The sequence below is a fragment of the Syntrophaceae bacterium genome (genome assembly GCA_013177795.1).
Taxonomy (GTDB): Bacteria; Desulfobacterota; Syntrophia; order Syntrophales; family UBA2192; genus UBA2192.
Genome location: JABLXY010000002.1, coordinates 281,939 through 296,576, shown reverse-complemented (window position 1 = coordinate 296,576; position 14,638 = coordinate 281,939). Strand labels below are relative to the sequence as shown.

The 14,638-nt window shown below is 66.6% G+C and carries 13 protein-coding genes; 6 read left to right on the top strand and 7 right to left on the bottom strand.

Annotated features, from left to right (window positions below; translation table 11 throughout):
* Positions 1-41 precede the first annotated feature (41 nt).
* The 3 genes from HPY67_06405 to HPY67_06395 all read right to left on the bottom strand — a co-directional run bounded on the left by HPY67_06405 (position 42) and on the right by HPY67_06395 (position 2,248).
* Complete coding sequence (locus HPY67_06405; protein ID NPV04343.1) at positions 42-428, bottom strand: pyridoxamine 5'-phosphate oxidase family protein; 387 nt, start codon at positions 426-428, stop codon at positions 42-44.
* Positions 429-489: 61 nt separating this feature from the next.
* On the bottom strand, positions 490-1,557 hold the full coding sequence (locus HPY67_06400) for a DUF4243 domain-containing protein (protein ID NPV04342.1): 1,068 nt from the start codon (positions 1,555-1,557) through the stop codon (positions 490-492).
* A 61-nt stretch (positions 1,558-1,618) separates the two neighbouring features.
* Positions 1,619-2,248 (bottom strand): superoxide dismutase, encoded by a 630-nt coding sequence (locus HPY67_06395; protein NPV04341.1) that lies wholly within the window; start codon positions 2,246-2,248, stop codon positions 1,619-1,621.
* Between the two features lie 218 nt (positions 2,249-2,466).
* Between HPY67_06395 and HPY67_06390 the strand changes: the two genes are divergently transcribed.
* The 4 genes from HPY67_06390 to HPY67_06375 are packed head-to-tail and all read left to right on the top strand — an operon-like array spanning position 2,467 to position 8,511.
* Complete coding sequence (locus HPY67_06390; protein ID NPV04340.1) at positions 2,467-4,797, top strand: PAS domain S-box protein; 2,331 nt, start codon at positions 2,467-2,469, stop codon at positions 4,795-4,797.
* A 40-nt stretch (positions 4,798-4,837) separates the two neighbouring features.
* A complete protein-coding gene (locus HPY67_06385) occupies positions 4,838-6,043 on the top strand; it encodes an aspartate aminotransferase family protein (protein NPV04339.1) in 1,206 nt (401 codons plus the stop codon).
* A gap of 46 nt (positions 6,044-6,089) precedes the next feature.
* Complete coding sequence (locus HPY67_06380; GenBank protein ID NPV04338.1) at positions 6,090-7,121, top strand: TIGR00730 family Rossman fold protein; 1,032 nt, start codon at positions 6,090-6,092, stop codon at positions 7,119-7,121.
* A 22-nt stretch (positions 7,122-7,143) separates the two neighbouring features.
* Positions 7,144-8,511 carry a pyruvate carboxylase subunit B gene (locus HPY67_06375; GenBank protein NPV04337.1) on the top strand — a complete coding sequence of 456 codons (1,368 nt, stop codon included), beginning with the start codon at positions 7,144-7,146 and terminating at the stop codon, positions 8,509-8,511.
* Between the two features lie 350 nt (positions 8,512-8,861).
* On the opposite strand, the gene HPY67_06370 is transcribed toward HPY67_06375, so the two are convergent.
* The 4 genes from HPY67_06370 to HPY67_06355 all read right to left on the bottom strand — a co-directional run bounded on the left by HPY67_06370 (position 8,862) and on the right by HPY67_06355 (position 11,779).
* Positions 8,862-9,287 carry a PaaI family thioesterase gene (locus HPY67_06370; GenBank protein ID NPV04336.1) on the bottom strand — a complete coding sequence of 142 codons (426 nt, stop codon included), beginning with the start codon at positions 9,285-9,287 and terminating at the stop codon, positions 8,862-8,864.
* 200 nt (positions 9,288-9,487) lie between these two features.
* Positions 9,488-9,922: an ACT domain-containing protein gene (locus HPY67_06365; GenBank protein NPV04335.1), complete on the bottom strand. Its 435-nt coding sequence runs from the start codon at positions 9,920-9,922 to the stop codon at positions 9,488-9,490.
* 23 nt (positions 9,923-9,945) lie between these two features.
* Complete coding sequence (locus HPY67_06360) at positions 9,946-11,253, bottom strand: phenylacetate--CoA ligase (protein NPV04334.1); 1,308 nt, start codon at positions 11,251-11,253, stop codon at positions 9,946-9,948.
* Positions 11,254-11,341: 88 nt separating this feature from the next.
* Positions 11,342-11,779, bottom strand: coding sequence for a phosphate-starvation-inducible PsiE family protein (locus HPY67_06355; protein ID NPV04333.1), 438 nt, complete (start codon positions 11,777-11,779; stop codon positions 11,342-11,344).
* 156 nt (positions 11,780-11,935) lie between these two features.
* On the opposite strand from HPY67_06355, the gene HPY67_06350 reads away from it, so the two are divergent.
* Together HPY67_06350 and HPY67_06345 are read left to right on the top strand one after the other, a co-directional pair.
* On the top strand, positions 11,936-12,133 hold the full coding sequence (locus tag HPY67_06350; protein NPV04332.1) for a heavy-metal-associated domain-containing protein: 198 nt from the start codon (positions 11,936-11,938) through the stop codon (positions 12,131-12,133).
* Positions 12,126-14,582 carry a copper-translocating P-type ATPase gene (locus HPY67_06345; GenBank protein ID NPV04331.1) on the top strand — a complete coding sequence of 819 codons (2,457 nt, stop codon included), beginning with the start codon at positions 12,126-12,128 and terminating at the stop codon, positions 14,580-14,582. The genes HPY67_06350 and HPY67_06345 overlap by 8 nt, the downstream gene beginning before the upstream one ends.
* Positions 14,583-14,638 lie beyond the last annotated feature (56 nt).

Genomic DNA, 14,638 nt, shown 5'->3' with positions numbered 1-14,638 from the left:
GATCCTCTCTTGCTTTGTTGCTTGTTGCCTACAGCTTGTGCCTAATCCTTGTCCCCGATGAGCGGGAGGACCTTGTCGATCCTGAAGTAGACGATGAACTTGTTCTCGTCGCCGTACTTGCCGGCAACCTCGGGGTGCTTCTTGCGGCGCATCTCGGCGACCTGCTGAGGGTCCTGGATCTCCCGGATCCTCGTGAGGTAAAGCCGCCTGCCGACGTACCTCTCGCCCGCCTCCTTGAAGAGATAGCATGCCCGCGGGTTCTGCTTGATGTTGTGGTGGGTGAGCCGGTCGGCCATGATGAAGGCCACGGTCTCATCGTCGATGAAGTGGGGTTTGGCGTAGACCGCGGCATCGACGGCGCCTGCCGTGTCCGCCGTGGCCAGGATACCCATGCCTGACGCATTCTCGAAGTACTCGCTGAGCTTCATGGCCACCTCCAGAGGCAATAGTCTGTCTCGTCGGGTCTGTTGACGGCTGCTGGAATCGAAATCAGCCTTTTCTCTTTGCCGCCCGGTCCTGCGCGGGCCGACCCAGCATGTCCACCGCATGTCGGGCCGCGACGAGAAAGACCGGCCTCGGGTCCATGCGGTGCGCCCGGAGGCACACCTCGGTGAACTTGACGGCGTGCTCGTCGCCGGTCGCCACGGCCCGCGCGACGAGATCCTCCGTGGGCTCATCATACGCATCGTAGGGGGCCCTGTCAATTTCGCGCCCGATGGCGGCGTAAAGGGCCGCCGAGGCCTGCCAGGCGTAGCGCAGGGCGACGCGGCTGATGTCGGGCAGCAGGCTCGTCGCCATCAGGCAGACGGCCCCGGGCCCGGTCACCCCGTGGATGAAGGTGATGACGCTCCCCCGTGTCTTCGCGTTGGCCAGGTAGACGCGGACGAAGGCCTCGAGCAGATCGACGGCAAACAGCGAGATGCCTTCGGGAGGCGCCGTGAGGTTGATGACCGGCTCGAAGGGCGCAAAGCCGCTGAGCCGCCGCACTTTCTCGTAGATGAGCCCCTCCGTCAGGCGCTGCCCGTCGGGCAGGGAAGGGACCCGGTCGATCGCGGCAAGGGGGTTGCGGGTCTCCGCATCGGGCAGCGGGAAGCCCGGCAGAGACTGGTAGCGGGCGGCCCAGTAGGCCAGGGCCCGGGCCAGCTCGCGGATCTTCGCGGGGGACTCCTCCCGGTTGAGGCTGCGCACGGCATGCCCCGTTCGGATGGCGCCGTGCCAGGCCGCCCCCACCATGCCGGGCAGCAGCCGGGGCACCCACACGTTGAGCACGGTGCACCAGTGCTCCTCGCGCAGCTCCTCCTCGAAACAGCTCACCCAGTCGGCATAGCGGCCGGCACTCCCCAGCGCCTCGAACCAGTACCCGCTGAAGACGGGGAGACCCGGGGACGGGTTGCCCCGGAGACGCCTACGGTACGCCGTGACCCAGTCCACGACGGCGTCCCCGCGCCCCAAGGCCAGCAGGGCCTCGGCGGCCATGGGCCCGTGACTCGAAAACCCCGGGCCGTACTCGGGCCCGCAGTCCTCCAGGAGCTCGAGGGCCTCATCCATGACATCCATACACGTTTGCTCCCCGGCCGCGATCCCCCGCGGTCGCGGGCCGCGCGGCGCCTTGCACCGCTCAGCGGGCGCCGCCCTTGAGAAGGGCCGAAAACCGCCGGTTGGCCGCCTCCCAGTTCACGATGTTCCAGAAGGCCTCGACGAACTTCGCCCGGAGATTCTTGTAGTCCAGGTAATAGGCGTGCTCCCAGACGTCGAGAACCATCAAGACCGGCAGCGCGGGACAGACGTTCACGTTGTGCTTCTCGATCTGCAGGACGAGGGGCCGGTTCGATATCGGGCACCAGCTCAGGGCGGCCCAGCCGGAGCCCTCCACGGTGAGGGCCGCCTGGGTGAACTCCATCCGGAATCGTTCGAAGCCCCCGAACTCCTTGTCGAGGGCCGCCCCGAGAACCCCGGGGGGCTTTCCGCCGCCGCCTCTGCCCGCCGGCGCGAGGTTCTCCCAGAAGAGGCTGTGCAGCAGGTGCCCGCCCATGTGGAAGGACAACTCCTTGAGGGCGGCCTTCATGTCGAGGTCACTGCCGGCCTTCCGGGACTGCTCGAGCCGCTCGAACACCGCGTTGGCCCCCGTCACGTAGGCCTGGTGATGTTTCTCGTGGTGGAGCTGCAGCTGCTCCCCCGAGATGTGCGGCTCCAATTCCTTGTAACCGTAGGGCAGTTTTGGTAAAGAGTAAAAGTGCGGCTTTTCCATGGCTTGATCCCGTCCTTTCCCGGGAGGAATCTCCCGATCGGGTCTCCCGGCTGGAAGCGCGTACCATCCCTGCGAAGAAGGCCCGGCGGGTCCCCGACCCCGCGGGCCGCCAAAACGCATCGTGTTTGCAGTGTACCGCAACGGCGCGTAGAAAAACAGGCGAAAAATCCTCCGGGCCGCGGGACAGCCCTCGCGGTCTTCACGAGAGGAGCGGCGGGATGAAGAAAGACGAGCGCAGGACGAAGGCGGATCTCATTGAGGAGCTGGACGCCCTGCGGGCGAAGACGGCCCGGCTGCAGGAGGCCGAGACGGCGCTGCGCGACACCGACGCCCTGTACCGAAGCCTGGCGGAAAGCAGCCCGGTGGGCGTCTTTTTCCTGGTGGGCGGGAAGTTCCGGTTCCTCAACGCCCGGTTCGAGCAGAGCACGGGCTACCGTGCCGACGAGCTCCTGGGACAGGACTCGCTCGTCATTGTCCACCCGGAGGACCGGGAGCAGGTGCGCAGGGACGCCATCGAGATGCTCCGGGGACGCAGGAGCACGCCGTACGAGTTCCGCGCAATCACCAAGGACGGCAGGGTCCGGTGGATTCTCGGCACCGTGGCGCCCGTCACGTTCCGCGGCGAACGGGCCGTCCACGGCAGCTACATGGACATCACGGAACAGAGGGAGACCCGGCAGCGGCTCGCGGAGATGGAAACCGTCGGCGCCTCCATCCTCGACGCACTGCCCGTGGCGGTGCTCGTGCTGCGCGAACGGACGATCCGGTTTGCCAACCGGGCCGCGGAGGAGGTCTTCGGCTGGAAGCCCGATGAGCTCACGGGACGGAGCACCCGGGTCCTCTACCGCAGCGACGCCGAATACGAAGAGATCGGGCGGCGCTTCTACCCCGTGCTGGAGAGGCAGAGGACGCACAGCGAGGAGTTCCCCTGCCGGCACCGGGACGGCCGCGACATCCTCTGCTACGTCAGCACGTCGCGCATCGGTGAAACCCTCCAGGAGAAGGGCATCGTCGCCACCTACGAGGACATCACCGAGCGGAAGCGCGCCGAGGCGGACCTGAAGGAAAGCGAGCAGCGGCTTCACCGCATCATCGACGGGTCGCCCATCGCCGCCTTCGTCATCGGGCGGGACCACCGCGTGCTGCACTGGAACCGGGCCCTCGAGGAGATGAGCGGGCTCCGGGCGTCGGACGTAATCGGAACGGACGGGCACTGGCGGGCCTTTTACCCCGCGAAGCGGCCGTGCCTGGCCGACCTGCTCGTCGACCAGGCCTTCGAATCCATCCCCGTCTGGTACGCGGACCGCTGCAGCCCCTCGAAGCTCATCGAGGAGGCCTACGAGGCGACGGATTACTTCCCCGGCCTGGGCGACGGGGGGAAATGGCTGCGGTTCACGGCGGCCGTCATCCGCGATTCCTCGGGATCCCTGGTCGGCGCCATGGAGACGCTGGAGGATGTGACGGAGCGGAAAAGCGCCGAGGAGGCCCTGAGGGAAAGCGAGGAGAGGCTCCGGGCCATCCTGCATGGGTCGCCCACGCCCACGTTCGTCATCGACGGCCGCCACCGGGTGATCGGCTGGAACCGCGCACTCGAGGAGTTGACGGGCGTCCGGAGCGACGACGTGATCGGCACGGCAAACCATTCCAAGGCGCTCTACGGCCAGGAGCGGCCGACGGCGGCGGACCTGCTCGTCGACGGGGCGGCCGACCTGGCCGAGACGATCCGGACGTGGTACGGGCCGAACCTTCGGCGCTCGGCGCTGCTCGACGAGGCCTACGAGGCCACCGTGCCCATGGCGTTCCCCGACAGGGAGGAGAAGTGGATCCACTTCACCTCGGCGGCCGTGCGCGACAGAAAGGGGGAGAGGATCGGCGCCGTCGAGACGATGACCGACGTCTCGCCCCTGAAGCGCGCCGAGGAAGAGCTCAAGCTCACCGTCGAAAAGCTCCGGAAGGCAACGGCCGGCATCATCCGGGCCATCGACCTCATCGTCGAGACGCGCGACCCCTACACGGCGGGCCACCAGCACCAGGTGGCGCGCCTGGCCGAGGCCGTCGCGCGCGAGATGGCCCTGCCCGCGGACACGATCGAGGCGATCTACGTGGCCGCCTCGATCCACGACCTCGGCAAGATCACCGTGCCCGCCGAGATCCTCAGCAAGCCGGGGCGCATCAGCGACATCGAGAGGGGGATCATCCGCACGCACCCGCAGGTGGGATACGACATCCTCAAGACCATCGACTTCCCGTGGCCGATCGCGGAGATCGTGCTGCAGCACCACGAGCGGCTCGACGGCTCGGGCTACCCCCGCGGACTGCGGGACGGGGAGATCCGCATCGAGGCCAGGATCATCGGCCTCGCCGACGTGGTGGAATCCATGGGCTCCCACAGGCCCTACCGGCCCACGCTCGGCATGGAGCGGGCCCTCTCCGAGATCCGGAAGAACCGGGGCATCCTCTACGACCCGGAGGTCGCCGATGCGTGCCTGCATCTCATCGAGCAGGGGCGCTTCGCCTTCGAGGAGCCGCCGGGAGACCTGCATCGGTAACACGAGGCTCCGTGCGGGAGCGCAAGAAAGGAACGAGTGCATGACGAACCCCGTCGACACCTTCGCCGTCGAAGACAGGCACATGCCGCCGTTCTTCACCAAGATTCCCCTCTCGATTGAGCGCGGCGAGGGGATCTACGTCTGGGACGAGTCCGGGAGGCGCTACATCGACTTCACCGCCGGCTGGGGGGTCACCTGCCTGGGGCACGCCCACCCCGCCATCGTCGGGGCCCTGGCCGAGCAGGGGCGGAAAATTTTGCAGAACCCCAACTCGGGGCTCACCTACTCCCCCGCCCGCGCACGGCTCATCGAGCTGCTCACGGGGATCCTGCCGCCCGGTCTGACGCGGGTATTCTTCTCCAACAGCGGCGCCGAGGCCAACGACGCCGTCATCAAACTCGCGAGAAAGGCGACGGGGCGGATGGACGTCATCTCGACGGAGCAGAGCTTCCACGGAAGGACGATCAGCACGGCCTCCGCCACGGGGCAGGCGAAGCACCGGGAGCGGTTCAACCCGCTCATGCCGAACTACCTCTTCGTCCCCTACGGCGATGCGGGGGCCGTCGCGGAGGTTCTCGGCGATAAAACGGCAGCCGTCATCCTCGAGCCCATCCAGGGCGAGGGCGGGGTCAACGTGCCCCCGGAAGGCTACCTCCGGGAGGTCGAGGCGCTCTGCCGCAAGGCGGGCGCCTGCCTGATCGTCGACGAGGTGCAGACGGGCTTCTGCCGGACGGGCCCGATGTTCGCGGTCACGGAACTGGGCGTGCGGCCCGACTTCATGACGCTGGCCAAGGGGATCGCCGGGGGCTTCCCCTTCGGGGCCTTCGCGCTGACGGAAGAGGTGTCGGCGAAGCTCGAGAAGGGCGACCACGGCGGCACCTACTGCGGAAACCCCTTGGGCTGCGCCGTGGCCTACGCCGTGATCCGTCATCTCATCGACAACGACATCGAGCTCAACGTCCGCAGCGTCGGGGCCATGATCCACGAACGGATGCTCCTGTGGCAGCAGCGGTTCCCCGCGATGGTCACCGACGTGCGGGGGCGGGGCCTGCTGCTGGCCATGGAGATGGCCGGCGCCTCGACGGCGGAGCGTGTCTTCGCCGAGGCCCTCAAGCGGGGGATGATCCTCAACTTGATCCAGTCGAAGGTGATCCGCCTCTGCCCGGCCCTTAACATCACGCCCGGCGAGGCCGAGGTGGCCCTCTCGATCCTCGACGAGGCCCTCGAGGCAGCCGCCGGGACATGAGTCCCGCCGACACCGGAAGGACGGGCGCAAGGAACCCGAACCCATGATGAAAATCAACTTCACACGGACCAACGGCCCCCTGGACGAGCTGATCGACACCCTGATGGACACGGCCGGGGGCATCCGAAAACCCGAACTCGTGCGCGAGATGATCATCGCGGCGCTCAAGGCCGGGCAGGAAAGCGACGAGAGCGCCGATCTGAAGCTCATGAACTCCACGCTCAAGGAGATGCGGTTCACCTCCAAGGTCTTCGCCCCCTACCGCGCGGTGCGCAAGGTCACGGTGTTCGGCTCTGCGCGCACCCTGCCCGACGACCCGGTGTACGGCATGGCGAAGCTCTTCGGCAGGCGGCTTGCCGAGGCGGGCTACATGGTGATCACGGGCGGCGGGGGCGGCATCATGGAGGCCGTCAACGCGGGTGCCGGCCCCGAGCACTCCTTCGGCGTGAACATCCGCCTGCCCTTCGAGGAGAAGCCCAACCCCGTGATCGAGGGCAACCCGCGGTCCATCAACTACAAGTACTTCTTCAACCGCAAGGTCGCCTTCCTGAAGGAGTCGGACGCCGTGGCGCTCTTCCCGGGCGGCTTCGGCACCCTCGACGAGGCCATGGAGACCCTCACCCTGGTGCAGACGGGGAAGCGGAACCCCATGCCGCTCGTGCTCGTGGAAACCCCGGGCTCCTCTTACTGGGCCCGCATGATCCGGTTCCTCGAGGAGGAGCTGCTGTCGCACCGCTACATCTGCCCGTCGGACTTCGCGCTCTTCGAGCGGGTCCTGTCCGTGGACGAGGCCGTGGATCGGATCCAGCGGTTCTACCGCCGTTACCACAGCCTGCGCTACGTGCGCGGGAAGCTGGTGATCCGGCTCACCTCCCCGCTGGGCGACAACGACGTCGCCGCGCTGGAGGCGCGGTTCAGGGATATCCTCCTTCCCGGGGGCCGCATCGTGCCCGCGGGGGCGCTGGACGAGGAGCGGGAGGACAACGACGAGGTGGACCGCCCCCGGCTCGTGATCGATTTCAACCGGAGGGACTTCGGCCGGCTCCGGAGCCTGATCGACGCCATCAACGAGTTCTGACGCAACCCGAACGGAGACGCCCATGGAGCCCGTGAAATTCCAGGACAACACTTTCCGCGACGGCCACCAGTCCATCTTCGCGACGCGGATGACCACGGAGGACATGATCCCCGTCGCCGAGAGGATGGACGAAGTCGGGTTCTGGGCCGTGGAGGTGTGGGGGGGCGCGACGTTCGACGCCATGCACCGCTTCCTGAACGAGGACCCCTGGGAGCGGCCGCGCATCCTCAAGCGGTACATGAAAAAAACCCCCTTCGCCATGCTGCTGCGGGGCCAGAACCTCGTCGGCTACCGGCACTACGCCGACGACGTCGTCCGGGCCTTCGTCGACCGGGCCTGCGAGATCGGGATCGACGTCTTCCGCGTCTTCGACGCCCTCAACGACCTGCGGAACGTCGAGACCGCCGCCGCCCGCATCCGGGCCAACGGCAAGCACTTCGAGGGCGCCGTCGTCTACTCGCTCACGGGGCGGCGCCTCGGCGGCGACGTCTTCAACCTCCCCTACTATGTCTCGAAGGCACGAACCCTGGAGGAGATGGGGGCCGACTCGATCTGCATCAAGGACATGGCGGGCATCCTGGCGCCCTACGACGCCTTCCGGCTGTTCACGGAACTGAAGAAGGCCGTCGCGGTCCCCCTGCACCTCCACACCCACTACACGAGCGGCATGGCGTCAATGACCTGCCTGAAGGCCATCGAGGCCGGCGTGGACATCGTGGACACCTGCGTCGCCCCCTACGCCATGCGGACGTCGATGCCGCCCATCGAGCCGCTCCTGCTCACCCTGGAGGGCAGCGAGCGGGACCCGGGGATCGAGATGGGCCGCCTCGTCGAGATCGGGCATTACCTCGAGTCCCTGGCGCCCCGGTACGAGAAGCACATCGCGTCCAACTCCCTGTCGCTGATCGACGAGAGCGTGATCGCCCACCAGATCCCCGGCGGCATGACCTCCAACCTCGTCAGCCAGCTCAGGGAGATGAATGCCCTCGACCGGCTCCCCGACGTCCAGCGGGAGATCCAGGCGGTCCGCCGGGAGGCGGGGATGCCGCCGCTGGTGACGCCGACCTCCCAGATCGTCGGCTCGCAGGCTGTCATGAACGTGCTGGCGGGCCGGTACCGGACGATCAGCAACCCGTTCCGCGACCTGCTGTTCGGCCTCTACGGGAAGACGCCCGCCCCGGTCGACCCGAAGGTCCGCGAGATGGCCCTGCGCGGCAACCAGAAGGGGGTCTGGATCACGGACCGGCCGGCGAACCACCTCAAGCCGGAGATGGAGGCGGCCCGCCGAAAGCTGGGCGACCTGGCCCGGACCGAGGAGGATGTCCTGACCTACGTCCTCTACCCCGCCTCGGGGGAGCAGTTCCTGAAGCGAAAATACGGCCGGGAATAACGAGGCATTTTCGCAAGGCGGAGAGGCAGCCAAGCGGCTCACCATGCGCCGATGGCTCGAAGCGGATCCCGACGACCTCACGAAAGATGTTCGGGCCGAACCGGCCTCTGCACCCAAACGCGGCGCCGCGCACAGGCGTGAATGCCCGGGCTGGGGAGTGTTCGCACTGATAGCGTAGTGATGAAAGGCAGGCGTGGCATCCTCAGTTGGCCGAGCAACCACCATCGCGTTCAAGGCGGACGGCGTCGGCGTTCCTTCCGATATGGAATTGCCGGTGTTGAGAAGAGAATCCGGCCGAGCACCGGCAGCTGCAATCCCCGATTCAACGATCGCTGCCTGGCCGCCCGCTCTTATGTCTCAAGAAACGGCAAGGGTTCATCCCTGCGCCAGGCGGTGGCCTGGCAGGATGCGATGAGGTCGCCCGCGGCGTTTCGGACCTCGATGAGGAAGTGGCTGACCCGCCGGGTGCGGTTGACGAGCCTCGCCTCGGCCTGCAGGATGTCCCCGTCGTTCGGGGCCTTCATGTAGGAGACGCTCACGTTGAGCGCGATTTCGATCTTGCCGCTTGAATTCGAGGCGAACTGGAACGCCTCGTCGATGAGGGAGAAAAGCGCCCCGCCGTGGCAGCGGCCGTAGATGTTGCGGTGCGCATCCGTGAAGGGCATCCGCACCAGCGCATATCCATCTTCGACCCTGACGAGTTCGAGGCCCAGCAGTTTCGCGTAGGGCTCGCTCTGAGCCCGCCGGCGCAGGGCCTCAATGATCTTCTCGCTCATGTCCTCCTGCCGAAATCAAATCCCCCGAGTCCGGTCAAGAACATACAGACGTAAGCAGCCCTATGTGAGAAGGTAAGAGGGTTCGAAGGTGAGAAGGTTGGAGAATCGGAGAGCAGGCATTGGCCGCGAACTTATCCAACATTCTTACCCTCTCACCTTCTTACCTTCTCTTGCTCGGATATACCCCGTTGAACAATCGCTCAAAGGCTGTACACCTTCTCCCCCGGCAGCACCGTGAACCCGCTCTTCGTCAGGATCTCGATGGCGCGGTCCGTCGCGTTGAACCGGAAGATGATGATGGCGTGCTCGCCGCTTCGCTCGACGAAGGCGTACATGTACTCCACGTTGATGTTTTCCTTCGAGAGCGCCTCGAGGATGCTGTGCAGCCCGCCCGGCCGGTCGGGGACCAGCACGGCCACAACACTCGTGCGTCCCACGGTGAAGCCGTTCTCCTTGAGGACCTGCTTGGCCTTCTCCACGTCGTTGACGATCAGGCGGAGCACCCCGAAATCGGAGGTGTCGGCGAGCGAGAGGGCACGGATGTTGATGCCGGCATCCCGCAGCACGCGCGTGACGAATTCCAGCCCGCCCGGCTTGTTCTCGAGAAAGATGGATATCTGCTCGACCTTGTTCATGGGTGCACCCCCTTCGTGCGGTCTCAAATGGTTCGCTTGTCGATGACGCGCTGCGCCTTGCCCTCGAAGCGCTGGATCGTCTTGGGCTCCACGAGCTTCACCTTGGTCGAGATGCCCAGGTAGTCCTTGATGTCCTTCGTGATGCGGCGGCTGAGCTCCTGCAGCACCTTCACCTCGCCCGTCTCGGCGAAGACCTTCTCCCCCACCTCGACCTGCACCTCCAGGGTGTCGAGGTTGCCCTCGCGGTCCACGATGAGCATGTAATGGGGCTCGATGCCCGGGATGTTGAGCAGCACGCCCTCGATCTGGGAGGGGTAGACGTTGACGCCGCGGATGATGATCATGTCGTCGCTGCGGCCCGTGACGCGGTCCATGCGCACAAGCGTCCGGCCGCACCGGCAGGGCGCCTTCACCAGCCGGGAGACGTCCCGCGTCCGGTAGCGGATGAGCGGGAAGGCCTCCTTGGTCACCGTTGTGAAGACCAGCTCGCCGACCTCGCCCTCGGGCAGGACCTCGCCCGTTTCGGGGTTGATGATCTCGGCGATGAAGTGGTCCTCGAAGATGTGCAGACCCTGCTTGGCCTCCAGGCACTCCATGGAGACGCCGGGACCCATGACCTCCGAGAGCCCGTAGATGTCGAGTGCCGTGATGTTGAGCTTGTCCTCGATCTGCTGCCGCATCCTCTCGCTCCAAGGCTCGGCGCCCAGGACGCCCACGCGCAGCTTCAGGGATCGCATGTCGACGCCCATCTCCTCGCCCTGCTCGGCCAGGTAGAGGGTGTAGGAGGGGGTGGCGCAGATGGCGGTGGGCCCGAAGTCCTGCAGGATCATGATCTGCCGCTTCGTGTTGCCGCCCGAGATGGGGATGACGCTGGCGCCGAGCCGCTCGGCCCCGTAGTGGGCCCCGAGGCCGCCCGTGAAGAGGCCGTAGCCGTAAGCGTTGTGGATGATGTCGTTCTTCGTCAGCCCCGCCATGACGAAGCACCGGGCCATGAGCTCGGACCAGGTGTCGATGTCGCGCCTCGTGTAGCCCACGACGGTGGATCGGCCCGTGGTGCCCGAGGAGGCGTGGACCCGGACGACACTCGACATGGGGACGGCGAAGAGCCCGTAGGGGTAGTTGTCCCGCAGGTCCTGCTTGGTCGTGAAGGGGAGCCGCTTTAGGTCGTCGAGGGACCGGATGTCGTCGGGCTTGACGCCGACGTTGTCGAAGGCCCGCTTGTAGAACCCCACGGTGTGGTAGACGCGCTGCACGACCTGCTGGAGCCTCTTGACCTGCAGCGCCTCCAGTGCTTCGCGCGGCAGCGTCTCGAATTCCTCGTTGTAGATCATAGTCCCCTCGTGCCTCCTCGTGTTGGTGTCAAAAAAACGGGAAAACAGGGCGAACTATAGCCGAAATCCACGCCCTTTCATAGCGGATTTACGAGTCGTGCCTCTCGGGTATGCAGATGCTCCCATCCCGGTAGCAGCGCCGGATGTATACGTAGCCGCCGGCCAGGGCCACGATGATCACGCCGATCCCGATGAGCTTGAGCCCGTCGAGCTCCTTCACGTCGAGGATGATGACCTTTCGGGCGATCGCGATCATCGCCACCGTCATGACCACCTCCACGTGGACGAGCCGGTGGTCCAGGTACATCCGGATGGATTCGAGCAGCTCGATCCCGATGAGGATCAGCAGAAACATGCCGAAGATCTCCAGGAGGCGGTTCACGTCGAAGAGCAGGTACGGCGGCGTGCTGAGGTCGCGGATGATGATCCAGGCCAGGTCGAGGGAGGCAAAGAGGACGACCAGGGCCATCATCACGACCAGCGCCCGGATCACGACGCCTTCGAGCTTCTCCAGGTATTTGAGCATGACAGACTCCGCGGGAGGGGATGGCCTTTCAGGGTATTTCTATCACAACCGGCGGGAAGAGCAAAGGGTTTGTGGTTGGAATGCGGCTGGTTCGTGCTTATAATAACAAAAAATGCGGCAGCAGCACCGAACGCATGAAAGGAACCCGAACATCACATGGCCACGATCAAGATCAAGGGGATGACCTGCAGCCACTGCGCCACGGCCGTCACGAAGGCCCTGAGCGGCATCGAGGGGGTCCGCAACGTGAACGTGGATCTCGCGAGGGGCGAGGCGACCTTCGAGGAGACCCAGCCCGTCGACAGGGCCGTCATCGCGGAGCGCATCCGGAAGGCAGGGTACGACGTTGCCTGAGAAGATCGCGTTGGGCATTGCCGGCATGTCCTGCGCCGCCTGCGTGCGGCGCGTGGAGGAGGGCCTGAAGGCCCTGCCGGGCGTGCAGGACGCCACGGTCAACCTCGCCTCGAGCAAGGCCCTCGTGGAATACGATCCCGAGGCCGTGAGCGCGGAGGTCATGGCCGCAGCGGTGCACGACCTGGGCTACGAGGTCGTTTCCCGGGAACCGGTGGGCCGCGGCGCCCTGGAAAAGACAACCATTTCAATCGGCGGGATGACCTGCGCCGCCTGCGTGCGCCGGGTGGAGCTTGCCCTGAAGGAGGTCCCCGGCGTCGAGGAGGCCGCCGTGAACCTGGCCACGGGCCGCGCCACGGTGACCCACGGCCCGGAGTGGGCCGGTCCGGGCGCGCTCCGCAGGGCCGTCACGGAGGCGGGCTACGAATACCTGGGCCTCGTCGACGAGACGCGCGGGGACCCCATCGAGGAGGCCCGCGGGCGGGAGATCCGGGAGCTGACCGTCAAATTCGCCGTGGGCATCGTCCTGAGTGTGCTCATCTTCATCGGCACGATGCAGGAGTGGTTTCCCTTCCTGGGCGGGGTCCCGCGGCAGGCCATGCTCTACCTGCTCTTCGTGCTGACGACGCCCGTCGTCTTCTGGGCGGGAAGCCGGTTTCACTCGGGGGCCCTCAAGGCGTTGAGACAGAAGACCTCGGACATGAACACCCTGGTGTCCGTCGGGTCGCTCTCGGCCTACCTCTACTCCGCGCTGGCAACCTTTTTCCCGTCCCTCTTCACCCGCGCCGGCCTGGAACTGCACGTGTACTACGACGGGGCGGCGTTCATCGTGAGCTTCATTGTCCTGGGGCGGCTGCTCGAGGCGCGCACGAAGGGAAAGACCTCGCAGGCCATCAAGCGCCTCGCGGGGCTCAAGCCCCGGACGGCCCGCGTGATCCGCGACGGGCAGCCGGTCGACGTCCCCGTCGAAGAGGTCATGAAGGGGGACGAGATCCTCGTGCGGCCCGGCGAGAAGATCCCCACGGACGGCATCGTCCTTGCGGGCGCCTCGGCCGTGGACGAGTCCATGCTCACGGGCGAGAGCATGCCCGTCGCGAAGGAGCCCGGCAGCAGCGTCTACGGGGCCACGATCAACCGCAGCGGCAGCTTCACCTTCCGGGCGACGAAGATCGGGGCCGAGACGGCGCTTGCCCAGATCATCCGCCTCGTCGAGGAGGCCCAGGGCTCGAAGGCCCCGATCCAGCGGATCGCCGACCGCGTGGCCGCCGTGTTCGTGCCGGCCGTCATGGCGATTGCCGCCGTCACGTTCGCCGTCTGGGCCTTTTTCGTCCCCGACCCCGTCCTGACGCGGGCGCTGCTCAATTTCGTCTCCGTCCTCATCATCGCCTGCCCCTGCGCCATGGGACTGGCGACGCCGACGGCCGTCATGGTGGGCACGGGGATCGGCGCCGAGAAGGGAATCCTCATCAAGGGGGGCGAGAGCCTCGAGAAGGCCCACAGGCTGACCATGGTCGTCTTCGACAAGACGGGGACCCTGACCGTGGGCGAGCCCCGCGTCACAGACGTCGAGACGGCTCCCGGCGTGGGGCGGAACCGGGTTCTGCAGATCGCCGCCTCCGTGGAGGCGCTTTCGGAGCACCCCCTGGCCGCCGCCATCGTCGAGAAGGCGAGGGGCGAGGGGATCGCGCCGGTCGCCGTCGAGGGGTTCGAGGCCCTCTCCGGACTCGGTGCAAAGGCCCTCTTCGAGGGGGTCCCCGTGCTGCTGGGCAACCGCAGGCTCATCGAGCAGGAGGGAGTGCGCCTTGACGGGCTGGGCGCGGCGGCGGACAGGCTCTCCGGGGAGGCGAAGACCTGCGTCTACGTCGCCGTCGGGGGCCAGGCGGCCGGCGTGATTGCCCTTTCCGACGTGCCGAAGGACACGGCCGCCGAGGCGCTGCAGGACCTCAAAGGCATGGGACTCAAGGTCGCCCTGATCACGGGCGACAACGAGGCCACCGCCCGGGCCGTGGGAAGGGCCCTTGGCATCGACCGGGTGCTCGCCGAGATTCTGCCGGGCGAAAAGGCAAACGAGATCCGGCGCCTGAAGGCGCAGGGCGAGATCGTCGCCATGGTGGGCGACGGGATCAACGACGCCCCGGCCCTCTCGGCCGCCGACATCGGGATCGCCGTCGGGGCCGGGACCGACGTGGCCATCGAGGCCTCCGACATCACGCTCATCCGTGACGACCTGCGTGCCGTGCCCGAGGCGATCCGCCTTTCCTTCCGCACGATGAGGACCATCCGCCAGAACCTCTTCTGGGCCTTCATCTACAACGTCATCGGGATCCCCGTCGCCGCGGGCGTCCTCTACCCGTTTTTCGGCATCCTCCTCAATCCCGTCTACGCGGCCGCCGCCATGGCGCTGAGCTCCGTGTCGGTGGTGACCAATTCGCTCCGGCTGCGATGGTCATAGCGACTCACGCCGCGGTCAAATGCAGGGAAGCTGCGAAGCTGAAAGGTGCTAAAAAA